The organism is Oceaniglobus sp. K40-3 (genome assembly GCF_055808395.1).
The window spans coordinates 14,665-39,354 of record NZ_JBVVRW010000006.1 but is presented as its reverse complement, the minus strand read 5'-3'; the positions used below and the strand labels follow the sequence as shown (position 1 = coordinate 39,354).

20 protein-coding genes and 3 pseudogenes are annotated in these 24,690 nt (G+C 60.3%); 5 read left to right on the top strand and 18 right to left on the bottom strand.

Features of this window, described 5'->3' with window-relative positions; all coding sequences use genetic code 11:
• Window positions 1-63 precede the first annotated feature (63 nt).
• Both AC0L7P_RS22870 and AC0L7P_RS22865 read left to right on the top strand, forming a co-directional pair.
• Window positions 64-939 carry a WYL domain-containing protein gene (locus tag AC0L7P_RS22870; protein WP_007120668.1) on the top strand — a complete coding sequence of 292 codons (876 nt, stop codon included), beginning with the start codon at window positions 64-66 and terminating at the stop codon, window positions 937-939.
• Window positions 918-1,700, top strand: a complete 783-nt coding sequence (locus tag AC0L7P_RS22865; RefSeq protein ID WP_473436397.1) for a cyclic nucleotide-binding domain-containing protein — start codon at window positions 918-920, stop codon at window positions 1,698-1,700. Before AC0L7P_RS22870 ends, AC0L7P_RS22865 begins: the two co-directional genes overlap by 22 nt.
• 610 nt (window positions 1,701-2,310) lie before the next feature.
• Here AC0L7P_RS22865 and AC0L7P_RS22860 read toward each other — a convergent pair.
• The 7 genes and pseudogenes from AC0L7P_RS22860 to AC0L7P_RS22830 all read right to left on the bottom strand — a co-directional run bounded on the left by AC0L7P_RS22860 (window position 2,311) and on the right by AC0L7P_RS22830 (window position 11,573).
• Window positions 2,311-4,290 carry a type IV secretory system conjugative DNA transfer family protein gene (locus tag AC0L7P_RS22860; RefSeq protein ID WP_473436396.1) on the bottom strand — a complete coding sequence of 660 codons (1,980 nt, stop codon included), beginning with the start codon at window positions 4,288-4,290 and terminating at the stop codon, window positions 2,311-2,313.
• Window positions 4,291-4,298: 8 nt separating this feature from the next.
• Window positions 4,299-6,633: pseudogene (locus AC0L7P_RS22855) on the bottom strand (relaxase/mobilization nuclease domain-containing protein).
• Window positions 6,620-7,213: a helix-turn-helix domain-containing protein gene (locus AC0L7P_RS22850; RefSeq protein WP_473436395.1), complete on the bottom strand. Its 594-nt coding sequence runs from the start codon at window positions 7,211-7,213 to the stop codon at window positions 6,620-6,622. Before AC0L7P_RS22850 ends, AC0L7P_RS22855 begins: the two are co-directional and overlap by 14 nt.
• Window positions 7,214-7,777: 564 nt before the next feature.
• The gene (locus AC0L7P_RS22845; protein ID WP_007120662.1) at window positions 7,778-7,984 is read right to left on the bottom strand and encodes a hypothetical protein; all 207 of its coding nucleotides are present in this window, start codon (window positions 7,982-7,984) and stop codon (window positions 7,778-7,780) included.
• A gap of 536 nt (window positions 7,985-8,520) precedes the next feature.
• The gene (locus AC0L7P_RS22840; protein WP_007120661.1) at window positions 8,521-9,450 is read right to left on the bottom strand and encodes a DUF2493 domain-containing protein; all 930 of its coding nucleotides are present in this window, start codon (window positions 9,448-9,450) and stop codon (window positions 8,521-8,523) included.
• A gap of 568 nt (window positions 9,451-10,018) precedes the next feature.
• A complete protein-coding gene (locus tag AC0L7P_RS22835) occupies window positions 10,019-10,504 on the bottom strand; it encodes a PIN domain-containing protein (protein WP_007120660.1) in 486 nt (161 codons plus the stop codon).
• 7 nt (window positions 10,505-10,511) lie between these two features.
• Window positions 10,512-11,573: a helix-turn-helix domain-containing protein gene (locus tag AC0L7P_RS22830; protein ID WP_473436394.1), complete on the bottom strand. Its 1,062-nt coding sequence runs from the start codon at window positions 11,571-11,573 to the stop codon at window positions 10,512-10,514.
• A gap of 178 nt (window positions 11,574-11,751) precedes the next feature.
• Here AC0L7P_RS22830 and AC0L7P_RS22825 point away from each other — a divergent pair, with 178 nt between their 5' ends.
• The 3 genes from AC0L7P_RS22825 to AC0L7P_RS22815 are packed head-to-tail and all read left to right on the top strand — an operon-like array spanning window position 11,752 to window position 15,052.
• Complete coding sequence (locus AC0L7P_RS22825; protein ID WP_007120658.1) at window positions 11,752-13,077, top strand: SMODS domain-containing nucleotidyltransferase; 1,326 nt, start codon at window positions 11,752-11,754, stop codon at window positions 13,075-13,077.
• Entirely contained in the window at window positions 13,058-13,666 is a 609-nt protein-coding gene (locus AC0L7P_RS22820; protein WP_007120657.1) for an SLATT domain-containing protein, read from the top strand. Before AC0L7P_RS22825 ends, AC0L7P_RS22820 begins: the two co-directional genes overlap by 20 nt.
• 3 nt (window positions 13,667-13,669) lie before the next feature.
• Complete coding sequence (locus tag AC0L7P_RS22815; RefSeq protein WP_473436393.1) at window positions 13,670-15,052, top strand: phospholipase effector Tle1 domain-containing protein; 1,383 nt, start codon at window positions 13,670-13,672, stop codon at window positions 15,050-15,052.
• 409 nt (window positions 15,053-15,461) lie between these two features.
• Here AC0L7P_RS22815 and AC0L7P_RS22810 read toward each other — a convergent pair whose 3' ends face one another.
• The 11 genes and pseudogenes from AC0L7P_RS22810 to AC0L7P_RS22760 form a co-directional block, all read right to left on the bottom strand.
• Window positions 15,462-16,190 carry a DUF736 family protein gene (locus tag AC0L7P_RS22810; RefSeq protein WP_007120655.1) on the bottom strand — a complete coding sequence of 243 codons (729 nt, stop codon included), beginning with the start codon at window positions 16,188-16,190 and terminating at the stop codon, window positions 15,462-15,464.
• A 124-nt stretch (window positions 16,191-16,314) separates the two neighbouring features.
• Entirely contained in the window at window positions 16,315-16,617 is a 303-nt protein-coding gene (locus AC0L7P_RS22805; RefSeq protein ID WP_007120654.1) for a hypothetical protein, read from the bottom strand.
• Window positions 16,618-16,717: 100 nt separating this feature from the next.
• Entirely contained in the window at window positions 16,718-17,188 is a 471-nt protein-coding gene (locus tag AC0L7P_RS22800) for a DUF6915 family protein (protein ID WP_040701721.1), read from the bottom strand.
• Between the two features lies 1 nt (window position 17,189).
• Window positions 17,190-17,576, bottom strand: a complete 387-nt coding sequence (locus AC0L7P_RS22795) for a DUF6878 family protein (protein WP_007120652.1) — start codon at window positions 17,574-17,576, stop codon at window positions 17,190-17,192.
• A gap of 121 nt (window positions 17,577-17,697) precedes the next feature.
• Window positions 17,698-21,961: pseudogene (locus AC0L7P_RS22790) on the bottom strand (strawberry notch-like NTP hydrolase domain-containing protein).
• Between the two features lie 102 nt (window positions 21,962-22,063).
• Window positions 22,064-22,216, bottom strand: a complete 153-nt coding sequence (locus tag AC0L7P_RS22785; protein WP_007120650.1) for an antitoxin PaaA2 family protein — start codon at window positions 22,214-22,216, stop codon at window positions 22,064-22,066.
• Window positions 22,206-22,370 (bottom strand): hypothetical protein, encoded by a 165-nt coding sequence (locus tag AC0L7P_RS22780; protein ID WP_007120649.1) that lies wholly within the window; start codon window positions 22,368-22,370, stop codon window positions 22,206-22,208. Before AC0L7P_RS22780 ends, AC0L7P_RS22785 begins: the two co-directional genes overlap by 11 nt.
• Before the next feature lie 94 nt (window positions 22,371-22,464).
• The gene (locus AC0L7P_RS22775) at window positions 22,465-22,983 is read right to left on the bottom strand and encodes a type II toxin-antitoxin system YhaV family toxin (RefSeq protein WP_007120648.1); all 519 of its coding nucleotides are present in this window, start codon (window positions 22,981-22,983) and stop codon (window positions 22,465-22,467) included.
• On the bottom strand, window positions 22,980-23,306 hold the full coding sequence (locus AC0L7P_RS22770) for a type II toxin-antitoxin system PrlF family antitoxin (protein WP_040701733.1): 327 nt from the start codon (window positions 23,304-23,306) through the stop codon (window positions 22,980-22,982). Before AC0L7P_RS22770 ends, AC0L7P_RS22775 begins: the two co-directional genes overlap by 4 nt.
• 125 nt (window positions 23,307-23,431) lie before the next feature.
• Window positions 23,432-24,086, bottom strand: a pseudogene (locus AC0L7P_RS22765) (DUF6927 domain-containing protein).
• Window positions 24,086-24,679, bottom strand: a complete 594-nt coding sequence (locus tag AC0L7P_RS22760) for a hypothetical protein (RefSeq protein ID WP_007120644.1) — start codon at window positions 24,677-24,679, stop codon at window positions 24,086-24,088. The pseudogene AC0L7P_RS22765 and the gene AC0L7P_RS22760 overlap by 1 nt, the downstream one beginning before the upstream one ends.
• Window positions 24,680-24,690 lie beyond the last annotated feature (11 nt).

Genomic DNA, 24,690 nt, shown 5'->3' with positions numbered 1-24,690 from the left:
ATAATTTAGGGGTATCACATAATTTGTCAATATGCTAGTCTATGGCAGGGAGACAAAGCAGTCATGAAACACGAATCCATCAAGCCAAGTCAGCGAAAACGCTACGAATTTATCGAGTTCCAGCTCATGTGGGGCGGTACGGTTGGACGCAAGATTCTTACGGAGAAGTTCGAAATTTCTCCGCAGCAAGCAACGCTGGACCTCACATCGTACCTGGATCTCGAACCTAAGAACATGGCCTACGACCCGCGTCAGAGGACCTACATCGCACGCTCAGGATTTTGTCCGGCTTTTGTGAAGGGAGAAGCGACGGAGTATCTTCAACACCTAGAAATGCTGCACCATGGTTATCGTGCCCCCGATGAAATATGGCCTGCAAACATACCTGAATTTGACGCGGTAGCGGCTTCTACGCGTAAGACTGACCCCGCCACCTTAAAGGCCGTGCTTCGTGCCATTCGTGACCGCCACTGCGTTGAGGTCTTGTATGTTTCCCTCAGTTCTGAATCAGAGTCGCCTCGCTGTCTTTACCCGCATGCGATTGCCAGTGATGGCCATCGCTGGCACATGCGTGCATTCGACCGCGACAAGAACCGCTACTCAGACTTTGTGCTTTCGCGCATTGAGAAGATCACAACCAAAAAAGATAATGACCAAGAGCTTCCAGAAGATAAAGAATGGTCAAAAATCGTAGATTTACGCTTGCAGCCTGATCCAACTCTCGGTGATAGGCAGCGTGAACGTCTGGAAATCGAATATAACATGAGCGACGGAGATCTGTTGCTGGAAGTGCGCCAGGCGATGCTGTTTTACTATCTACGCTTTTATGGGTTCAATCCTCACGACATTGAGGAAGGGATGATCCGCAACAAAAGTAGCTTTTCACTATCTATCAAAAACCTGGAAGAAGTAGACGAATGTATTGGTCGGCGAAGCTAAGAAAAATCATCGGCTGGGAAAAAGAAGCCAAGCTGCCTGCGCTGTTCTCCGGGGACAGTGCGCCCGACCTTGTCCGAAAAACGCTTCGTGAGAACCGGGCAATTCGTGGCGACACGACAATCGTAGACCAACTAATGAATCACGGTGAGATTGTATTTTTTCGCAAGGGTGACTGTTTGATTCATGAAGGTGATCAGGACAATGATGTTTATTTTCTTCTGTCTGGTGAGGTGGATATCGTTTTCAAGCGTCAGCTTGGTTCGAAACGCGTTGCTCCGAACCAAGTTGGCGAGATGGCAGCGATTGAACTTGGAAGCAAGCGATCGGCAAGTGTATATGTCCTGACAGATGAGGCTGCCGCCCTTAAAGTGCCGGGACAGGAATTTAACCGAATATGGACGAATAACCCAGATTTGCAACAAAACCTGCAAATAGAGATGACCGCGCGCCATCGCGAAAGGATCGCTGCTGGCGAAGTTGCAAGGCGTAATAATTCCTCTTCATGGTTCTGGACTTCTGTTGGAGTGGGCTTGGCATCGTGTCTCATCACTTGGCTATTTCTTGTCCCTGCAACATGGACACATGATGCCCGCCTGGCAGCAACCGCCATGTTTGGTCTTGCGGCGTTCATATTGATGCTTCTTCATAATCCGGCTTTTTTTGGAGGCGATGCTTCGGCCTTGTCTTGTTGGCTATGGTGGGGGTCTTTGCCCTTGCTCAGTTTGTATCTGTGGAGGCAGAGCATGGATTTGCCAGCCTAGAAGTAGCAATTCGTACTGGTGAGACCCAAAGTGACTGGCGGCAAACCCTCATAAATCAAGGAGCCTTTGTCCTCACTTTGATTATTTGTGCGTGGATGGATCGCAGGAGCAACCCGGACTAAGAAAGAAGCTGCACTGCATCTTGAAAACTAGACCGTTTGAGGAGAAAGTTCTCCGCTGTTCTTTCATGGCTGGAGCGGAACGCTCTGCATAAAGTACCGGATTCCGCCCTCCTCTTCGGTCGCCCCATGTCTGCCGGCACGGAACTGATAGTGTGTCCGTTTTTGCGGCCAGTCCGTGATGCTGCCTGCAGCTAACTTCCGGAATCTTCGCTCAATGTCGATTACCAAGGTCCGGCAGCGTGAACCAGACTGAGGGCCGCTCCCGCCGATTCTGTGGAAAAACTCCTTTCTGCAACTGCGAATTTAGGAAATGTAAGAAGCCGCTCCCCGAAGAGCTGATTGCGCCACGTGACGCCGCCGAAAACTGAGCGATTCAGAATTTTGTTCTGCGAAATTTGCGACCGACGCGCTGTATAAGAGTTATTCAACAGAATTCGCCCTGCCCGACAGACATACCATCCTCGCCACCCTATCGAGCAACCAGCTTTTCACTCCCCCTCCCGCAGCATCTCTTCCATTTCATCCAATCCATCGACAGCGGAGCGCATCTGCGCCTCATCCACCACGATCGCAGCCTCGGCATCCACAACCCGGCTCCCGAAATCCATCTCCATCTGACGCTGTTTCTCGGCGATGACGGCTTGAACGATAGGCGCGGTCTTCTTTGGGGTGACATCGGTTTGCCCTGACGATTGGCCATCAGCAGTCTGGCGTGCGGCCTCAACATCGGTCTCGGATCCGCCTGACCCGTCCGGTAGCGGCGTCATCGGCATGGCGCGCACACTCAACGGCAGCGTGCCCTGCGACCCACCTCCCCCAGGCTTCGGAAACGGCAACTCGCCCGTCTGCGCCGCGTGGATCGCCTTAAAGAGGCGATCGTCGAAGTACTGGATCCGCTTTGCCCGGACCGGCATCTGGGCATCGATGACCATGACGATTTCATCGAGGGGCAGGCGGCGCGCCTCATCTTCGGGCAGCAAGGAACTTTCTTCGGTCCGTGTGGATTGGCTGCGCCCTTCAAAGGGGTTCTTGCCGATGGACTGGGAGCGCGTGACGACGGTTTTCGTGGTCTTACCGACCGCCTTGCTCAGCTCCTCGACGGTCTTCTCATCCGAGGGCGTCAGGTAGAGTTTCACGCCCGCGTTGCCCTGCAGCGCGCGGCGGGTGTTCTCGCCATAGATTTCATCGAGGGCGGGGATGGTCTGAGTGACGACGGCCAGGTGCCCACGATAGGTGCGCAGGGTCTCGATGCTCTCGACCACGATGGGCATCTTGCCCAAGCGATTGAACTCATCGAGCATGATCATCACGGGCCAGGGTTCGTCGGGGCCGGGATCCTTTTCCTGCATGGCGGAGAGGAGATCGGAGAAGAAGAGCCGGATCAGCGGCGCGAGGGGCTTCACCATCAGAGGCTGGACCACGAGATAGACCGAAAAGGGCTTTTTCCGGATCGTGCGGAAATCAAAGTCCGACACCGCCGTCGCCTCATCAATCGCTGGGTTCTGCCATTGATCGAGCCCTGAGGTCATCAGGAGCGAGACGTATGAGGTCAGCGTGTCGTTGTTGGTCGAGGCCAGCCGCGTGAAGATCAGCTTGGCGGCCCTGTTGTCGACCTCGTGGCCGCGCGCGAAGTATTCCTTCTGCTTGTTCCCGCCCGAGGCCGCGATGCGGTAGATCTCGCCCAAGGTGGGGCGCTTGCGCTGGAAGGCCAGCAGCCCTGCCGCCACGAAGAGATCGATCCCGCCTTTGAGGAGGCCCTGCACCCGGTCGTTGTCGCTTTGCAGGAACAGCGTCGCCAGGAGCTGCAGTTCCATCTGCTGGCGCGCGGGGTCTTTCAGTTGATAGATGCGCAGGAGCGGGTTGTAGCGATGCGTGCGCCTGCCCTCCCAATCGGTGGGGGAAAAGCGATAGACCTTGTCGCCTTGGGCTGCGCGGTGCCGGGCCGTCGCCTCGAAGCATTCGCCCTTCACATCGAGCGTCACGGCAGAGCCCTGCCAGGTCAGCAGGTTCGGAATGACAAAGCCCGTGGTTTTGCCACGGCCCGTGGGGGCCACGATCAGCGCATGGGGGAAGACCTTGGAGCAAATGTAATTGGCGCGGGAGCCCGGCGGCCCCAGCTTGCCGAGGATGAACCCGGTCCCTGGCGCCCCGAAGAAGCCATTGGCCTTCATCTCGCGCGCGGTCTGCCAATGGGTCTGGCCAAAGCGTGTGAGGGCCGAGCCTGAAAGGGCGAGGCTCAGCATCAGGCCGGCGGCGGCGAAGCTGCCGATGATCAGGTGAATAAGTTGCGCGTCCTCCGGGCGGCGATCGAGGATCGTGATGTAGTTCTGCGCGATATAAGCAAAGTCGATCTCGGCCCCAAACCCAAGATCCTGGTAGGTCAGCACCGCCGAGGCGATGGTATAGCCCATGGCCCCGGTCACCAGCGTCACAAGCAGGACGCCCGTGGCGATCCCCGCTTTTCCCATGGAGGCGCTCAATGGACCTGTCCCCGCTCGGTCTCGCCATCCACATCGCCAGTGCGGTGTTTTTCATATTCGGTGTCGGCAAGATCATCGACCACCTGGCGCAAGGCCTCCGTGTTGGCCGTGGCGGCATCGGATTGCAGGTAGACCTTGGCGACATAGAGCCGGTCGAGGCGGTCCTCGAGAACCTGTTCCAGCGCATCGGCGTGGCCGGATGTGAGCCGGTCGAGTTGGCGAACGTCCAGCACCCGCGCGATCTCGCCACGGAAGGCGTCCCGCTCCGCCTCGGTCTCGAAGGGCGCGGACAACTCCCCCGCCCGCTCATGCTCCAGGACGCGCGCAATCTCGTCTGCAAGGCGGTCGGCACGGTCAGACTGCGACGCAGTTTCATCGCGGGTTGCGAGGATGTCGTTGCGCGTGCCAGACCCGAGCCCGTCGCGCAACTCGTTTTCGCGGCGGACCTGATTGATGACCTCCGTGTCCCGGATCTCGACGACGGCCGCGTAGGTCGCGCCAAGCCCGCGGGCGAGATGGGCCGGCATGTCCGGATAACGCGCTCGGAAGTCATCTGCGACGGCATCCGCAACGGGGGTGCGGAGGTCGCGTCCCTCCACGATCTGGTCGACTTCGCGGGTGATCTCGCTGGCGCGGGCCGCATCGGTAATGCTCTCCCTGTGGGGTTCAGACCGGTCGATCACATCGCCAGGACGTGCGAGCAGGTCCGGGTGTGCCTCGAGATACGCGCGCTGCTCCGTCTCGATCCGGCGCTCCGCCCTTGAGACAACCTCCCAGTCCCGGTCCTCCACCTGCTGCACTGTCAGGCCCTCTGCGCGCATCTCCTGACGGATTGTCCTTTCCATCGCCCGGACCGCGCCCTCATGATAATGGAACCGCTCGCTGTCCGGTTCCGCTTCCATGACACCATCCCGGCGCAGCACCTGTTCGCGTTCCAGCAGCGTGCCAAGTTCGACGTGCACATCGTTGAGAATGTCTCGCGCCTGTTCCAGATCGGCGCGGCGCTCGAGGTTCAGATCCCGCGCCTCGGCCACTTTGGAGAGATCATCTGCGATCCATTGATGCTCGAGCGCTGCATTTGAGGCCCCGGACTCGATCCGGGCCACCACTTCGGATGTGCTGATCCCCGTGCCGTGTAGTGCCGCGTCAATGCGCGATCTCAGATCGGGCTCTGCCAGACGCTCGCGCTGGTTGGTGTCGATATTGGCTTCGGAATAGATCCCGCCCTCCGAGGGGGCCTCTGACAGCGTGGATGATCGCAAACCGAGAGGCTGCATGTGCTGGACCTGCGTCTGGATCTCGATGAGGCGTTTTTCCAGCACGGGACGTTCCGCGTCAGACTTCTCGGCGATCATGCCCTGCACCCACGCGAGCTTCTCGGCATAGAGGCTTCTGAGATCCTCGAAGCTTTGATCCTCAGCCATATACACATCTCCTGTTCGGTCCACCTGTCCGCCATGCGCCAGCACCTCGCCCGCGCGGAAGAGTGCCGCGGCGATGTCTTCCCGGGCCTCCCGGGAGGCCTCTGCGGCAAGCGAATGGTAGACGGTTCTGGTGTTGGCGATCTCCGCCAGCGTCCGGGTCAGGTCCTGCCCCACGCGTTCGCGGCTCGCGGGGCGCGCGGCCCTCGTCTTTCGCGGCGTAAACCTCGCTGGTGCGGGCTGGGTAATGCACGACGCCGCGATCCACCCGCCGCGTGGCCTCCAGCCGTACACCATACTTTTCCGCCTCCTCGACCATGGCGAGGCGGAAGTCGTCATAGTTGAAGCGGTGGTTGCGCCCCAGAAAGAAGAACTCGCCTTCCTGCGAGCGGCGGTTCAGCACCAAATGCGCATGCGGGTGATCGCGGTCCTCATGCACCGCGATGATGTAGTCGAAATGCCCCTTATCGGTCTGGAAGAACCGCTCGGCCACGTCCGTCGCGATGTCGCGCACATCCTCCCCGCGCGTGCCGATGGGGAAGGACATGAGCATGTGGGTGGTCTGCCCAAGCTTGGGCTTGAAGCCCGCATCCCACCGCTTGGCAAAGCGCTCGGTCAGATCCTTGATGTCACCCGCCTCGAGCTTCGTCTTGCCATCCAAGAACCCGCTACTGTCCACGATATGGGTGGACTTGGTGGTGAGGTAATCGAGCTGGTTTGCGAGCTGCGATTTGGTATGCGTTCCCCCGCCCCGGATCGCCTTGAAGACTGCTGGCCGATGCCCTGCTGCCGCGCGCACAAGCTGGGTCTGCTTGGCCACGTGCAGCCCCTGCATTGAGCCCCGGACGCGGCTCCAGCCGTCCCGGAAGACCTCGCCCGTGACGGCGTCAACGGCATCATTCAGCCGCATGGGCAAACTCCCTCAGCGCGGCCGTGGCCTGCAGCTGCATGGCATCGCGACGGCGGCGCAGGAGCAGGTCGATCTCGTCAGCAGAATCCAGGATGAACCGCGCCAGCCCGCGCATCTGCGCGAGGCGCAATTCGGTGAACTCGGCACTCGTGCCGCCCACGGCCCCCTGCCCCATCCGGTTGGCCCGCGTCATCTGCTTGGCGATCTGCGCGACCCCATTGCCGACCTCGTGCAGAGAGGCCCTGTAGCGCGCCATCTCTGCTGCCATCTGCGCGTCCGGAACGAACACCCCGCCCGCCGCCTGGATGAGCCGCCGCAGCCCTTCGGCCCGGCTCTCGATCCCGGCGGCGGCCAGCACTTCATCGAACGCCGCAAGCTCCGCAGCCGTAACTTTCACACTGACTGCTGAGACCGGAATAGCGGTATCGGTCTGGCGCTCGGCATCAGCTTTCAGGACGTAGCGCACGGCGCGCGATGTAACCCCGAACCTCGCAGCCAGCTCGGACGTCGACACACCCTCCGCGGCCTCGCGGACGATCTGCATCTTCTCGATCTCTGTCAGGCGTTTTGATCGGGACATGCGGAAGAAAGACCCCCTATTTCCTGCCACCTTCCACCAAGGCTGCCCCCACCTTACGATAATATACCCAGCTGTCAATTATATACTTACGTCGCATTCAGTCTCAGGCAGCCTTGGTGTCCGCTTCACGCCGCGGCCCTCAGGGACGCGGCTCTGCCGCCCTCACCACCGGGCGACCCACCTGTCCAATGGGTCCCCTTCCCCAACACCGCCCGAGGCTCTGGCCGAACACCCATGTGTTCGGACGGAACCGCGGGCGGGCGCAAACCCCACCGACAGGGCGGACAGGCAGGGTCAAGGAGGGCCAGATTTGGCTTGCCAAATCTCTGCCGCAAAAACCGGGAGGCCCTGGCCGATAGGTTTTTGAGGATGGCCCCCTTGAGGCTGACCGGCCGGTCTGTCGCGGCCAGACTATTCCGAGCGGCGATCGTCCTTTGAGAGCGCAGGGACCGGCACCAAGGGGAGGTCGCTGTCGGCGATCACCCGCGACGGAACCGGCATCCCTGGAACAGGGATCGGGCCGCTCCAAGATCGTCCCGGGGCGGCCCATCTTCGTCAGAGGATTCAGTCCTGGGGATCCTTCGCGCTCGGCGGGAACATCACCAGCTCCGAGACCGCGACGGGGAAGTCGAGCTTGAGGCTGAAGAACTCCGATCCATCCCCGTTGCGGGTGTTGCGGAACATCGCCCCCACGCGCTGAAAACGGGTGCGCTCCTGGCCGTCGGTATCGGTGAACTTGACGGGGACGGTGGCGACGTAGTGGTTGGTCATTTGGGTTACTCCTTGTTGCGATGGGGATCACCCGGCACGGGGGCAAGAGGCCCGGTCGCAAGTGCAAATGCGGAGGGTCCGCGGCCAGCCGTGGAAGCCGTATTTGTGCTTGCCGAAGCGTGAGCTGAGGGCCGGACGGGCCGACCCCGTGCGATCCACATGCATAGCAAAAAGGAGCGACCCAAATGACCCCTGCCATCACGCAGCCGCCACCATCCGCGTCCTCGTCCCGCCGATCCTGGCCGGGGTGCTGATGAAGCCCGCCCGCGTGGGTGCGATGTTTAGAAACACCACCCGAGGGACGTGCAGGTCTTCAGCCTCAAGTGGGACGTCTCGAGCTTTCGTGTCTTGCGATGCTGACGATGTGCGTGAGGTGCGCACCATCCCCAGCCCGCACCGATGCGGATGGGCCGAACTCTGACGGACTTGGTAGAGGGATAACGGTGCTGGCCGCCGCAGACTGCCGATCACGTGTGACCGATCGCACGCGCCATGAGACATGACGAAAGGGCCGCGCCAAGCGCGACCCCCTCTCTTCAATCCTGCGACGCCTTCTTCGCCGGGTCAGCAACCCGCATGACCGTCAGACCTTTCGCTTCCGCCTTCTGCCCGAGGTTCAGCGCGACCCCGTTGCCGCCGAAGAGGACAACCCCTGTCGCCGCGAACTTGTCGTCCAGCATCTCATCGTTGCACTTAAACGGTGCCGCCCGCCCATGCGCGGACCAGCGCGGATCAAAGCGCGCTTGTGCGACACCCCGTGTGCGCGCCCACCGAGCCGCAATCATCTCCGCACCGTGCTTGCCACCCTTGTGGCAGAGAAAGATCTCCTGATTGCGGTTCTGTTTGATCCGTTCGCGAACCTTGTCGAGCGTGTTGAAGATCACATCGACATCGGTCCAGTCGGTGGCGCCTGAGACGATCAGGGGCACCCCCTCGACTTTCGACTTCTCGGCGGTTTCGCGGTCGTGCTGCTCCAGGAGCTGCCGCGCCTCAAAGACTGCCCCGGTCTCCTGCGCCCGGACGCTTGCGCGCGACCCGGCTGCCGGAATGAAGGCGTGGCCCGTCTCGATCTCGTAGCATTCCGCCGCTGCCTCGCTCATCACCTCGATGGCGCTGACAATTTCGCGCAGTTGCAGAAAGCGCGCCTGCGCCTCCTCGAGCGCGGTCTCGGCGATCTCTGATCCGTCGTGGGATTTTGCCAGCGCGCCGATCTTGTCGGCGGTGCGGTCGACCTCCTTGCCAAGCGCCACCTTGCGGCGCTGCAGGATCGTCGCGATCCCATGGGCCAGCGGTTCGATCTCTGCTTCAAGCCCGGTCCCGCGCAGCTGACCGAGCAAAGCCTCGAAGCTCTCGCGGATAATGTGGTCGGTCAGGATTTGATCCTCGGGGATCGGCAGCTGCGCGTCCTTCTCGGTCAGTCCGAAAAGCTCGATGGTCTCGTAGGTGTTTGCGGTGTCGTAAGCCATGTCTGGTCTCCAGTGTTCGTTTCCAAGGCCACCACGTGAGTGTGGGGGCATGGCCGAATGCCTGGTTTCCGAATCTGCCCGGGTCAGGGACGGCGCAGCCGCCGGCTTGCCGGGCGCAAAAGTTTTCGGCGCGCAGCACGGGACCGCCCCACGCCACAGGCCCCGCCCTCGCCGAAAAGTTTTGCGATCCTTGACGCGGGCTGATTTGGGGGCCATCCGGAGGATATGCTTCCGCACTCATGTGTGTGTGTTTTGACGGTAGGTTTGCCCGACCCGAGCAGGCAAACGGCCCGACCGGACGCGGAAGACGGATGAAGCGGCGGGATCGTTTTGCCCCGCAAAACAGACCAGAGCGCAATCCGGCGGAGCGGCCGGGGAGGGACGTGCTCGCGAGGCGGGCAAACCGGGATCCCGGGTGCAACACCGCGGTGAGGCCGCATGGCCGAATGCGCGACGGACCGTAGGGCTGTTCTCCCCTGCGACACGCGAAGCCGAGCTGGGGAGGCCGCAAGGCTAAAGCGAAGAAGAGCTTCGCAACAATTTCCCTCCAGCAAGCCGAATAAACAATCTAGTATCTCGCAAGGCGCCTATTGATTTCCCTAATGGGAAGTCTGCATCTCGGGTGATCACGAACCGCCTCGAGGCCCGACTTGAGGAGGACGGTCGAACAAACCTCGTGATGTTCCATCTCATCGAACACCCACAAAACACCATGCATCGCGAGTTCTTGGCGCTCCGCCTCAGCCCTGAGCGCACCGTCTCCGGTTAGTAGAACCCAATCCCTTCCCGCCGCCAGACAAAACGCAAAGACATCAGGCGTCGACAACATAGCCTTTGCCCGCTTCAGCTCTGTCGCACGTGCGGTTTCTTCTGGCGTGAGCTCTTCTATTCTCAGCCCCAGGTCAATCAGATCTGGCCCCATCCAGTCGAGGAGTTCGGCTTGATAGAGAGCATCCGGAACAACAAAATCATAGGGCAGGTCAAAGAGCCTCGCGGTCAGCGAGGCTCTTTCAATGTCAATCAGGACAGAGGTATCAGAAACAAGAATTTGCACATAGGCACTATGCCATGTGGTCCAACCGCTCTTCCAGTTCTTTAACCCGTATTTCGAGAAGTTCTGCCGCGCGAGACAACCCAATCAACCCCTCGGAGAGGGCACGAAAACACAAACGTTGAAAGCGGTCCGGTTCTTCTCGTTCCCAAGGATTGGAATTTGGCTCCTCGAACGGCTCATCGCGCCAACCTCGTTGCTTATAGACCTTGAACAGACGCGCAAATGTTGCCTGGTTGATGATGTCCAAATCCTTGCATCGATACGTCAGCGCTTGAATGCTGACGCCAAACCGATCCTTCAGACTAATGAGCTCACCAATGCTTATGTCCGTTCTGCGGGCACCAATCTCCTGCCGTAGCACTTCTGCCGGAACGAGGAATGCACCAGCAAATCGATTTGCGGCGCGTTCTGAATCACACCCTTCGGCGACTTTAAGAACCATGTGGCCCAATTCGTGAGCTAAACTGAAGCGCTTCCGCTCAGACCAGGTCTTCTTCTTGATCATGATAACACGGGCGGAGTGATGCTCTTTTCGACGCACTTTCGCCGCAAGCCCGTCAATCCGATCAACATCCAAAGACAGCACTTTGATCCCGTGCTCCTCGAGGAGTTCGGCAAGCATTGGAATCGGGTCATGACCCAACTGCCAAGAAGCACGCATGTTGCGAGCCGCGTCCTCGGCATCTCGAACATCGGCCACCCAATAGGGTGCTTCGTGCGGGGCATCCCATTCCTGGCTCGAAAGATTCAGCAAGCTTTCGATAGCTAGGTACTTTTCAACCATATTAAGCGTCTTGGCTTCGATCGTCGCGATCTCTTTGGCTGAAGAGCTGGCTGACTTGCGAAACTCAACGCCCTCCAACTCAAGCTCATCATCGCTGAGCAGGAAATCCACAGAGACGCCGAGTGCTCGGGCAAGACTTAGCAGCACGCCCGAACCGGGCATGTCTTCATTACGCTCGTACTTGCCTATGGCTTGGGCGGATACCTTGTTCTCCATGGCATCAGAAAGTGCACGGAGCGAGAGGCCAGATGCCGCTCGGGCTCCTTTGAGTCGCTTGCCAATCATAACGTCCTCCCAGTGGGTGGTTTACATTCCACCTATATGATTGATATTTTGTAAACTACAACGCTTGAAAGTGCGGTCTTTCGTCCCTAACTTATAACAGGAATCCGAAAGAAAGGCAAATTTGTAAACCGCCGCACCGGCCTAAGAGGCGCTGAACCGGCAAAAACGCGAGACTCCAATGGGCACCTCTGAAGACTTCAAGACCTTTCTCGATAACATCAAGATCGATAATGCCGCGACGATTGCCTTGCGATACGGCGAAGTCACTGCTTCCCTTAACAAGGAGTTTCGCGACACAGAGTCAAAAACGGCTAACAGCCTTCAAGTTGGCTCCTATGGCCGTTGGACGGCGATCAAGGGCATTTCCGACTTGGACATGATCTACATCATGCCTGCCGGGAAGTGGGATAGCTACAAGGATGGGGGCCAGTATCGGCTTCTTCACGATGCCAAGGCTGCGATCAAGCGGCGATACCCTTCGACGACCGTCAAGGTGGATCGTTTGGTTGTCCGGGTGCTCTACAACGATTTCCACATCGAAGTGATGCCGGCCTTCAAGCTAGCTGATGGGAGCTATAAGTACCCTGACACCGCAAACGGTGGGTCGTGGAAGAATACCAAGCCGCAGGCTGAACTCGATGAAATGAGAGAAGCCAATGAGCGCAAGAACCGGAACCTTCGCCGCTTGTGCAAGATGGCGCGCGCCTGGAAGAACAAGCACGGCGTCGCCATGGGCGGCCTTCTGATCGACACTCTCGCCTACAACTTCCTCGAGTCGACCGACGAATACGATACCAAGAGCTACCACTACTACGACTACATGTGCCGAGATTTCTTCGAATTCCTGGCTGATCAGCCCAAGCAATCCGAGTATGCAGCGCTTGGCAGTCGCCAACGCGTCCGCGTCAAGAAGCGGTTCGAGCGGAAGGCGAAGAAGGCATACGATTTATGTCTAAAAGCCATCGATGCGAGCGGACAGAAGAACGAGCGCCAAAAATGGCGGGATGTGTTCGGGAACGCCTACCCAGCACCGGCAAAGAGTGCAGCGGGAGAGGCTGCCGCATTCGCGCATGTCTTCAAGAACACTGAGCAGTTTGTCGAAGACAGATTTCCGGTCGATATTCGATACCATCTTCGTATCAACTGCGAAGTGACGCAGGATGGATTCCGTCCGGGAATGCTTCGGGACCTATTGGAGCGGCATGGCGTTCTGCTGCCGAAAAAGAGCCTTCGATTCTTCATCGCGGATGCAACCGATCTTCCCGATGATACCGAGTTGTTTTGGAAGATCTTGAACCGTGGCGAAGAAGCCGAGCGTCGAGACGTGATCCGAGGACAGATCGTGCGCGACGAAGGTCGCGGTGAGCGCCAAGAGACCACAAACTTCCGCGGAGATCACCTCGTAGAATGCTACGCGGTCAGCCGAGGCGTGGTCGTTGCGCGTGACAACATCCACGTCCCGATCCGTGTGAAAGATGCCGAGGATGAAGACTATGCCGCCTGACTACGATATCGCGTTCGAGGATCAGGTCCGTGAATGCTTCGGACGGGTGGTCTATACCCACAAAACCCACGAACGTATGGCCGATCGCTCTGCCGATACACTTCGCAGGTACAAGGTTTTGCAAATCACCCTTTCAGCACTGACGAGCGCAGGGGCGATCGGAGTCGTGGTGGGAGAAGAATTATGGGTCGAGGTCGCGACTGTCGGCATTTCATTTATGACGCTATTTGTTGCGGCATATCTGAAGAACTTCGATCCCGGTGCTATCGCCCAAAAACATCGTGACGCAGCCGCGAAGCTCTGGAACGTCCGAGAATGCTACCTCTCACTGCTAACCGATCTGCCAAGACTGTCACATGAAGCCGCAGTTGAGCGTCGGGACGAGTTACAGGCCATACTTTCTGCCCTCTATGAAGGGGCACCTCAGACTGACGGAAAAGCCTACGAGGAGGCCCAAAGACGGCTGAAGGAGATGGAAGACATGAGCTTCACAGCTGACGAGATAGACTGTTTTCTTCCACTCTCGCTAAAGCGATCCGGCGGACGGCCTAAACAGACAGAAGTCAATCAGGCTGAAGGAAAAAGGTAAAAAATGACAAAGAATATCTGTATTTTTTCCGATGGGACCGGGCAAATGGGCGGGTCTAGGCCGGACCAACGCCTTTCGAACGTCTACAAGATGTATCGCGCCATGCGTCCCGGCCCAGACTCACCAATTAGCCCAAAGGATCAAGTCACCTTTTACGATCCTGGGCTGGGCACGGGCGAAAGCGGGGGACTCTTTGGCCGCATCAAACCTATCCTTGAAAGCGCAGTCGGCACCGGCATCGATCACAATATCATCGATTGCTATGAACAGATCATCGCCCATTATGAGCCCGGTGACCGTGTGCTGCTATTCGGCTTCTCGCGCGGGGCGTACACGGTCAGGGCACTAGCGAATGTCATGAACCTTTGCGGTGTCCCGACACAAATGCCCGATGGCAAACCCATCCCGCGTCACGGACCCGGTTTACGCAAGATCGCCACGGATGCGGTGAAGTTCGTTTATAACCACGGCGCCGGAAAGCCTCGCGGACAGAACCCGTACTTCAAGCATCGCGAAGAGCTCGGTCACAGATTTCGCGAGAAGTATTCGAGTGCTCCCCTCGAGGGCGAAGACAATCAGGGCAATATTCAGCCAACCTTCATCGGAGTGTTCGATACGGTGGCGTCACTGCGGACTGCGGTCGTGCGCGCGCTTGTTTGGGGAGTGACGTTCACAGTCGGTGCCGCCTTTCTTGCCGGAATCGTGCTGGGATGGTCATTGCTTCTTGTCATCCCGCTCGGCGCCTTGCTCGGAGTGCTTGTTTGGCAACTCGGCTCACTTCTGCTCGATAATTTCAAGTATTTCTCGGATGATCCTGGTCGCAAATTGAAGATATTGCGCCCTACAGACTGGCCACAGATTCTGAAGACAGGGCATTTCGCCGCTTGGAACAAGCGCAACTACGACATGTGGCTGGATCCCGACGTAAACCACGCCCGCCACGCCATGGCGATCGATGAAGACCGCGCAGACTTCCCGCGAGTTGGATGGGCGTCCAAAAAAGCCGCTATAGAGACCAAGAACCGAGAACCGGCTTGGCTCAAGCAGGTCTGGTTCCCGGGTTGTCACAGCGACATCGGTGGCAGCTACCCCGAGGCCGAATCCCGTCTCAGTGATATCGCCCTAGACTGGATGGTCGATGAGTTAAAGGAGTGTGTGCCTTCAATCAAAATCAACGAAAATTACCTTAACCGCGCTCCTGACCCTTTGGGCCTGCAGCACCGCGAGGACGCGATCTTGGCGTTCGGACCAGTCAGCATTCCATGGAAAAAGGAATCCGAGAAGTCGGCGACGATTTCCCTCTCCACCCATCCGTACAAGAACGCATGCAGGCGACCGCGGTCGCTCAATTCGGAGAGGTCAAACCATACCGACCGCAACAACTGAGCAAGCGACGCGATCTAAAGCGTTTCTATAAGACGTAAAACGCGTCTTCGGGCCTTTTCCGCAACATCTTTCTCGGCTCACCTTAATGTGGGACTGACCACGTCACACTGGAAACAGCAAGTGAGAGAAGACCATAGTGTCGCACGAAAGGAATCCCCTGAGATCACGCGCTGCGCAGCGATGTGCGAGTTCAATTGACCCAACACCCAGTGACCACAGCGAGTGACTCATTTGCCAAGCTGCAGCGTAGCATCCTGGAATTGATGTAGATCTCAACCTCCGGTAGGATATGGATGGTGTCTTCCCAAGTATCGTACGATATGTCTCGCTGCGACATCGAGATAAGAAAAAGGGGAACCGCGGTCCCACGGCTCCCCTTTCGGTGCGGATGTCTAATATCGCGCGTTGATCATGCGACCAGCGACAGCCCCGCGCCTGCGTCCTGCGGCTGCTCACCGCTGTCGATGAACGGGATGATCGAGAAGGTCTGCCCGCCGCGCTGTTCTTCGTTCTGCACGGCGTTGACGCGCAGGTCGCCATCAGGCGTGTTGATCAGCAGTGACAAGTAGTCATTGCCCGTGCGGCTGCTTTTCGCCATCCAGGCCGAGCCGACGCGGATCGGTGTGCCACGGGGCGAGCTGACCTCAATGCGGTAATCGGGGTGGGTCTCCTCGGTCTTGTAGCTGTTCTCGATCAGCATGAACTCCAGATCGAACATCATGTTGGCGATGTAGCCGGTGAAGGCGTTGTCGGCGTCCATAGCGGTGAGCTCGCCCGAGATCGAGCCGGATTTCATCAGGCCGTTCGAGACCAGCGGGATGATCTCGAACGCGCCGCTCTGGGCCGCGCGCGCCTCTTTCGTCTGCACCGCGTTGACCCGGAACGGGCCGAGACCAACATCGATCTGCATCGAGATGTAGGGGTTGCCGCTGGTGTTGCCGGTCTCGTTCCAGGCCGTGCCGATGCGTACCTTGCGGCCCGATTTGTTGACTGCCGTGACGTCAAAATCCGGGCTGCGTTCGGACATCTTGGCCCGCGCCTCCAACTGGATGGCGATGTCAAAGCGCGCCCCGTGGATCATGCCGGTGTACTGAGCGGCTGCGGTCTCGACATTGCGGGTGAGGGTTCCTGCGAACATGGGATGGTTCCTTTCAGATTGGCCGGTGTCTGACGTCCTTGCCAGCGCATCCGGGATTGCTTTCTCGACCCCTTGAGGGATCACAAATCAGAAAGCCTGCTTTCCTTTCAGCCTCGCCCACGGGTCAAAGCTGCCGTCCGAGTGGGAATGCCCCCGCGCCTCCGGGTGCTACGCCCCTCCCCTGCCCGTCTGGTATTGATTGGCTGCCCGGATTTTCCGCGCCGTCCTCCGATCGCGCGATGAAGAACTCCGCCTCTTTTCCGTTCAACCGTTGCCCGCCCCGGTCGGTCAGACCGATGCAGCTACCGTTCGGCACATAGGTGATGAGGTACTGACCGAGCCGGTCCTTGTGGACAACGTAGCCGGTATTGGTCCAGTGCACGGTCTGGCCGGCATCGACGGCGGCCTTGATTTCATCGAGTGTCATGGGGGTCTTCCTCAAGAAGAGTGGTGTGAAACGACGCAAGAAGCCCGGTCGTGCAACCGGGCTTCCATTCAGCATTCGTTTGGCAAACGGCCCAGAGCTGTCAGGCACCTTGCGTGGCTTGCGTGGCTTGCGTCGCGCGTGCGGCCATCCAATCCTTCAGGCCAAGAACCGTTCGTCCGGCGGCGACCTCGGAGGCCCAGGCAACCCTTGGGTCGCCGCAGGACTCATCGCCAGAATGCCGGTCGATGTGGCCATTGGCCATCCATGGCTCGGGCTTGATCCGACGCAGCCAGTCCGCCATGCTCGGGATACGGCCTTGGCAGTCTTCGCGGACATGTTGCTCGCCGATCCAGCGCACGGGGATGTCCCGACCCGCGCTATTGGTCAGGGTCAGACTGAAGACACGCTCGGCTTCAAACAGGCCTTGGGCGTGGTGACGCAAGGCTCTGTGCGTGAAGAGCGCAAGATGCTCTTTCGAGGCATCAAACCAGTCATGGATGGCCTGATAGTCAGACGGCACCCCGCCGAATTTCCGGGCAGAGCTTTCAGCATGATGAAGCGGATGGGCCATCTCAAAGACCCTCATCATAGCTGTGCGAGCATTCGACATAGCGGTCCGCGTGATCGAGGGTGATGCTGTCGTTGCGCAAGTCCCAGGTCAGTGTGCCGTAGCCGCCCTCGTTGTTTTCGAACCCCGGGTGATGGTGATAGGCGAGCGACCAGGCGAAATCGCCAACTTCTGTGACAAGCGCCTCCGGCAGGTTGCCCTCTGCAGGCTGCACCGTCACATCCTCGACATTGCCGGAGTCGCCATAGCCTTCGTATTCGACAGCGACCTCGCTGATGCCAAGCGCACGTAGTTGCGCGAGCAGCTCCACTCTGGATGCCTTCAAGGTGGTTTCGCGCTCTGCACGCCACTGAGCCGCCAGTGCGGCATAGTCGATCTGGGGATTGGTCATGGGTCCGTCCTCTTGTCTGAATTTGGGGGGCCAGGCGTGGCATTGGTCTGCGCGCGCCCGGAAAGCGCAGACCGGTGAAACCCAAATCCGCGACGCCCGACCGGAAGCCCCCTTTGACTTTTCAGGCGGCTTGTTCTGCCGCTCTGGCGGCTTCCTGCCCCACGATCCGGGCCAGAATGCTTCCCGCGTCGATCCCGTCCCCATGCGGCAAGAACACCCTCAGCTGGAAGGCGATGATCTCCGTGAAACACCCCATGGCCTTGAGGCCTTCGATCATGCCCTTGTCCGCGCCGCCAAGCTCGAGGCGCATCTCGCCTGCGACCCGGCGACGGGTCAGGGTCAGTCCCCGGCCCAGATCGACCGGCGCGGTGGTGCCAAGGGCGGCGGTCAGCATCTCCTGCGGCGTTTGCGGGTTGGAGACGAGGAAGCGGGCGCGCAGCGCGGCCGCCCCTTCTTCGCTCAGCGTGCGCCCGATCATGGCGGTCGCCCCGTCCGGCGTGACCCTGTAGATGCGCTCATTGGTGGTTGGAATATCCTTCCAGATCGGCAGTAGCAGCCCGGTCAGCAGGTAGAGCTTGGTCGTGGTGGTTTTCGGCAGGGACCCCGCCTCGGCATCCCAAAGCCGTGCGAACTCAGGCTTGCCGATCTCTTCCCAGGCCGAGGACTCGAACCGCGTCTCCTCCAGATAGCTCGACCCGTTGGGCCGCACCGCCTTGCGCATCAGCGTGACGATGTCCTCGTCATACATCTGCATCGGCCGCGCCGAGATGAGCGCCGCGCGACCGGAGGCGCGATTCACCATTGGCAGCTTGTCCGGATTGCGCGATATGGCCTCTTCGGCGCCCAGGACATGGACCGGGTCCGTCACCTCAAGCCCGATGATCCGCGTCACGGCGCCGGATTTCGGGCAGGTCCAGAGATCCTCTGTGGAGACCTGCTCGATCTTTTCGCCGCGCAAGGTTTCGACGCCGAGATCGAGCGTGCCCGCCGCCCGCGCGCGTTCGGTCTGATCAGCGATCCGGCGCATGAACTCGCCAAAGAGCGCGTTCTGCATGTGGATGGGAAGGGCAAGCACCCGATTCAGAAACCGCTGGATCGGGGGAAGCTCCTCAAGGAGCACCCCGTCCTTGTCGATCAGCCGCAGGGCCGTCCAGTCGGTGAAGCTCTCGTAGCTCATTGCCTCGGCACGCCCGGCGGCCAGATCGGCGAAATAGCCACGCAGTGCGGCCCGTGCGATCGGGCTTTCGAGATTGTCCTCCTCCCGGAACATGCCTTGCGAGCCGGTCTCGCGCTGGCCCTTGGTCAAGGCCCCCAGCTGGTCGAGGCGTTTGGCAATCGTCGAGGTGAAACGCTTTTCGCCATGCACATCGGAGGTGCAAACCCGGAAGAAGGGCGCGCTGACCTGAGCCGAGCGATGCGTGCGGCCGAGCCCCTGGATGGCCGCATCGGCGCGCCAGCCGGGCTCCAGAAGATAGTGCCGCCGCCGCTTCTGGTTCTTCGCCGTTTGTGCCGCATGATAGGAGCGGCCCGTCCCACCCGCATCGGAGAAGATCAGGATATCCTTTTCGCCGTCCATGAAGGCTTGGGTCTCGGACGAATTGCTGCTGGCGGCGCGCTTTTCGATGAAGAGGTGGCCATCGTCCGCCTTCAGAGGTCGAATCGACCTTCCGGTCACTTCGGCCACGGCCTCGTCGCCAAAAGCCCAGAGGATCTGATCGAGCGCCGAGGGGATCGGCGCCAGCGTCATCAACTCCATCATGGCCGCATCGCGCAGGGCGAGCGCCTCGCGCGAGACAACGAGCGCCCCGGTCTCATCCCGCAAAGGTTCCGCCACCATATTGCCGTCGATCTCGACCAGCTTTTGCGCATGGATCGGGAAGGCCTGTTCGAGGTAGCCCAGAACATAGTCGCGCGGCGTCAAGGCACCCTCGACGAGTTCATCCTCCGGGTCCATCGACTCAAGCCGACGCTTCAGCAGGCTCTCGCCTGTCGAGACAACCTGGATGACGCAAGCATTGCCTGCCGCCAGATCGTCCGCGATGGCGCGGATGATGGTCGGGGCCTTCATGCCCATCAGCAGATGATTGAAGAAACGCTGCTTCGTGCTCTCGAAACGGGACTTGGCCGAGGCGCGTGCGGCCGAGGCATTGGTCTCTCCCGAAGCATCGTTGACACCGGTCGCCGTCAGGGCAGCCTCGAGATTGTGGTGTATCGTCCGAAACGCACCTGCATAGGCGTCGTAGATCTCGATCTGGGCCGGGGTCAGCGCATGTTCGAGCACGTCATACTCCACGCCATCAAAGCTGAGGGCGCGGGCCGTGTAGAGCCCGAGCGTCTTGAGATCACGCGCGACCACCTCCATGGCGGCGACACCGCCGGCTTCCATGGCCGAGACGAAACTCTCGCGGCTCGGGAAGGGGTATTCGGGCCCTTGCCCCCAGAGACCGAGCCGCGCGGCATAGGCGAGGTTGTGGACGCTCGTGGCGCCCGTGGCCGAGATGTAGAAGACGCGAGCGCGGGGTGCTGCCAGTTGCAGCCGCAGGCCCGCAAGACCCTGCTGCGAGGGCTTGACCCCCCTGCCCTGCTCTGACCCTGCGGCATTCTGCATGGCATGGGCCTCATCAAAAGCGAGGACGCCTTCAAAGTCTGCGCCCATCCAGTCGAGGATCTGGCTCAGTCGCGTGGTGCCGCATTTGCCCGCGGACCGCAGCGTGGCGTAGGTGACGAAGAGGATACCGTCGCCCATCGGGACGGGCTGGTCCGGTTTCCACTTGGAGAGCGGCTGGATGTCGGCTGGCGAGCCGCCGAGATCGGTCCAGTCGCGGATCGCGTCCTCGATAAGCGTGGCGGATTTGGAGACCCAGATCGCCTTTTTGCGCCCGGCAAGCCAGTTCACGAGGATGAGCCCCGCGCATTCGCGGCCCTTGCCGCAGCCGGTGCCGTCGCCGAGGAAGTAACCGAGGCGATAGGCCCGTGCTTTAGGGTCATCATCAGCGCGCGTCAGCTTGTTCTGGTCGTCATCTAGGCGCATCCGCCCCGGCAGGTCGCGCCCATGGGCATCATGCGCCATGATGATGGTCTCGAGCTGCGCCTCGGAGAGATCTCCCTCCTCGACCAACCGTGCGGGCAGGCGCAAGTCATCACTGCCCGTGTTTGAGGGCATGGGCGGGGCAACCGAGGCCATGGCGATGCTCTCGACCAGCGGCGTGGGATGTTCCTGCGCACCCGCGATCTCGATCCGCTGCGGCCGGTAACGCGCATAGATGTCCGAGATGGGCGTGTTGTCGCGCGGGACATCGAAGCTTGTAAAGCTGAGCGGACGGACGGCATTGGCCCGGGCTTTGGAGGCGGCGACAGGCGCAGCGGCGGTCTTGCGCGGGGCAGATGATGGAGCGGTCGGCCGCCCGTGAGGGATCGCTTCAGGCCGTTGGGCGGGGCGCATCTCGGGCCGGGTTGCGGCCGCGGCGTCGACAAAAGGAAGGGCTTCGTCCAGATCGCACACAATGGCGCGGATCATCTCGCCGTCCTCCTGCACCTTGTCGAAGACCATCAGCTGGGTTTCGACAGAGGTGCCGAGCTTGCGGTAGACCTGCCCCGGCATCGTCAGCGCCAATCGTGGCGTCAGGAGACCGCAGGCGCGGGACCAATGCGCGGCATCGCGTTCGGGCGTGAATCCCGGCGGCATGATCGCCACCAGCCGCCCACCGGGCACGAGACGCTTTGCAGCCGCGATGAGATGTTTGGCGGCGATGTGCTTGTCACGCGACCGATCGACCGAGGAGGCGAAGGGCGGATTCATCACCACGACGTCGGGTAGAACCGGCGACTGCAGCAGATCGTCGATATGCTCGCCGTCATGGCCCGTCACCTCGCCGCCGAAAACCGCGCGCAGGAGGCGCTGGCGAAAGGGGTCGATTTCATTGAGCAAAAGCGTGGCACCTGCGCGGGCGGCGAAAGCGGCCAGGGCACCGGTGCCAGCCGAGGGCTCCAGAACGGTCTCGCCCTTGCGGATCGCCGCGGCCCGAACCGCCATGGTCGCAAATGGCAGCGGCGTGGAAAACTGCTGCAGCCGGATCTGCTGCTCTGACCGGCGGGTTTCCGTGAGGAGCCGCGAGGCAAGCAGCTTTGCAGCGGCGATGTCGCCTGCTGCACCGTCCCCACGCAGCAGCACCTGGATTGCCGCAGCCTGCATCAGGTCATAGGCCATCCGCCAGTCCCAGGCACCACCAGCATCACTGCCATGAAACGTCTCGCGCATAATGCGCGCGAGCCGCTGAACTGCGCAGGGGTCGGTGGTCGACCTCCGTGCCGATCTGCGCGATGGCATTTGCGAGATCAGTGTCGGAGATTGGGAAAGCCGGGTTTGCCGGTTTGGGCTTGGACATGGGGATTTTCCTTTGGATCAGGGTCTGAGTTCCAAAGGACAAAAAGCCCGCTTTCGCTTTTCAGGGAGATGAGGTCGGACCGCGCTGACCTCCAAGGCTTGGTCAGGACTTGGGTTCGACCTCGCGCTTCGCATCAATCAAAGCCTGCGCGGCCTGCATTACCTGAACCTGTGAAGTTCCGGCGCGTGCATCCTCCAGCGCGGCCTGCACCTGCGCGCAAAACCACGCGTCATAAGAATTCGCTTCAGCGGCCACGGAAATGCTCCTCGAGCCCGATATCCAGCAGCTTGCCGAGGTCATCGGGCATGTCTGCAACGCGCACAGCAATTGGGAAACGGTGCCCCGTCAGGTCAGGCGCGCATTGCTCCTCTAGACCGAGGTGCTGCCCATCCTTTTCCGTTTCGTCCATTGTGCTTTCTCCGACCGTATTAACAGCCGATGCTACATCTTCCAGCGTGGCGTCGTAAACGATAATGCCATAGCGTCACAGCAAGCTGGCCCACTTACCGATCTGGCGCCGCTTCAAGGGAAGTTTCGAACCGCTTGTCCGCCGCCGCTGCTTCTTTCAAGAGCGCGTCGAAATTGTCAGGTGGGTTGCCATCTTCCAGCATCCCTTTGAACGTCGCATAGGCATCCGTCTTGCTGCCATAGGCGCGCAGGGTCTTGTCATCGTTCACCCATGCCACCACGATGACCTTCGCATCGCTGTTGAACCGGTAGAACAACCGATACTGCTGGAAAAATTTCGCCCGGAACCAGTGCTTGCGGTGATCGCCGAGTGTGCCGCCTTGCCGGAAGGCCGCGGCACCCGGATCCGCCGGTATGGCCTCGGTGACCAGCTTGAAGATGGCGGCCAACCGTTTCGTGGAATTTTTCTTGCGCCAAGTCTTGGGATCGCGTGCCTTGCGCGCCTCGACCTCCAGGGTCAGCCCTTCGAGCTGCTCCAGAAAGAGCGGATGCGCATAAATCGACCATCCGTTTACGACAAGGGGCGCTTGGGCGGGCACGCTATCGCCGCTCATTCATCCTCGAGCGATAGCGGCGCATCGAGATCGACACCAACGTCTCCGACCAGTGCTGCAAGACGGTCATGCAAAGCCCCATCGAACGCCCGAATGCGGTCCGGATGCGCCTTGATATCGGCCTCGACAAAATCGAGAAAGGCTCCGAGCACGGGATCTTCCTCGTCGCTGCGCACGGGCTCGATATAGACCCTGCCACTCGGCTCGGTGCAGTAACGAATCTGGTCGCCCTTGCCCAGCTTGAGCTGTTTGCGCACACCCGCCGGCACGGTCGTCTGATACCGATCCGTGAGTTTCGAGACATCTTGTGCGAGCGCTGTCATGGCAGTCTCCTGAAAGAAAAGGGTCGTTGCTGCCCGCGATAGGTAATGCATTTGCATTGCCTTGTCAAGACAAGCCGCAGGATCTGCTGTCGCCGGGCAGGTCGATGAACCGTCGAGCGCAGGACCTAATTTCGCCCCGCGAGATACTCCGCCAACACAGGACTGGCCGCACCCTTCGCGGAGCTGAGCAGCTCCGAGCCCGCGAGCCGAGGCTTTCGACAGGCGCACGAGCCCGCCGGTTTCCTCGATGCGGTAGCAGCGGCGCTTTTGCCGACCCCGCCTGTAGTGGGTCGCGGTGACGATCCGGCATGTACTGCCATCGGTGAGCGTCACGGGCGCTGCGAGCCTGATCTTGTCGCCTTCCTGGTAGTCTGGAATCGACGCCCAATCCCGGCAGCGCTGGCGCCAGTCCTGGGCGTAGCTGTCCGGGTCTTTCAGGTCGGAGAGGAGCTCGATCAGCCCAAGGGGAGCACGAGATTCGTTCGGGCCAGCACTTTCCTCCATGTCCTTGTAGCCTCAGCAGCCGTCATCGTATCGGGTGAGGAAGACAGCCCCGAACGTGATGGAGTCATCCGCATCGGTCATATAGGTCGCGTCTTCGACAGCGGTGCCGTCGAGATTGGTGACCCTTGCCGCCGCATACCAGGTGGAGGCGACCTTGCAGGCCTTGACCAGTTCGGTTCTGCGCGTGTCGCCCTCGAAGGTGCAGAGCCGTGTAATTTCCGCCTTCTCATCCGCGTAGGATTTAACGCGGCCGTCGGTGTAGAAAAGCCATCCCACTATGCCGCCCTCCGATCGTCGATCTCCATGAGCGCATCAAGCGGCACGCGATAGGGCTGCATGGCGTCAAAATCCTCGCAATTGCCGCAGTTCTGCACGATCGCGAAGGTGTCGCAGGCATCCTTGAGGATGACCCGGAAGGTGCCGCCGAGGCCTGACGGCACCTCGTAGGTCCCGCCGATGAGATAATCCGAGGCCCGGCGCACGAAGACGCGGATGCTGTGGCCATCGGTGGCGAGCCGGATCGCCCCCCGCCCCCTCTCGATGAGCACCTGCACGTCATCCAGGATGTCGGTGTAGAACTGGCCGGTCAGATCGCGGAACGCCATTCGGCGCTGCGCCATCCAGTCGGTGTCCCGAAACGGGTTCATGCCGTCGGCGAAAGCAAAGGACGGATCGGCCTGTTCGGTGGTGACGATACGGGTGGTCGTGCCATCGATGCCGTTTGAGCGCAAATGCACACCATTGCCGACGATCAGGATCAAGGCCGGCCTGTCCACGGGCCCGTTCCAGTTGGGCAAGAAGGTTTTGCAGGCGCGTGCATGGGCGATCTGCGCCGCAACAGCGGAGGCAGAGAACTTGAGAATAGCCATGGGGATGTCTT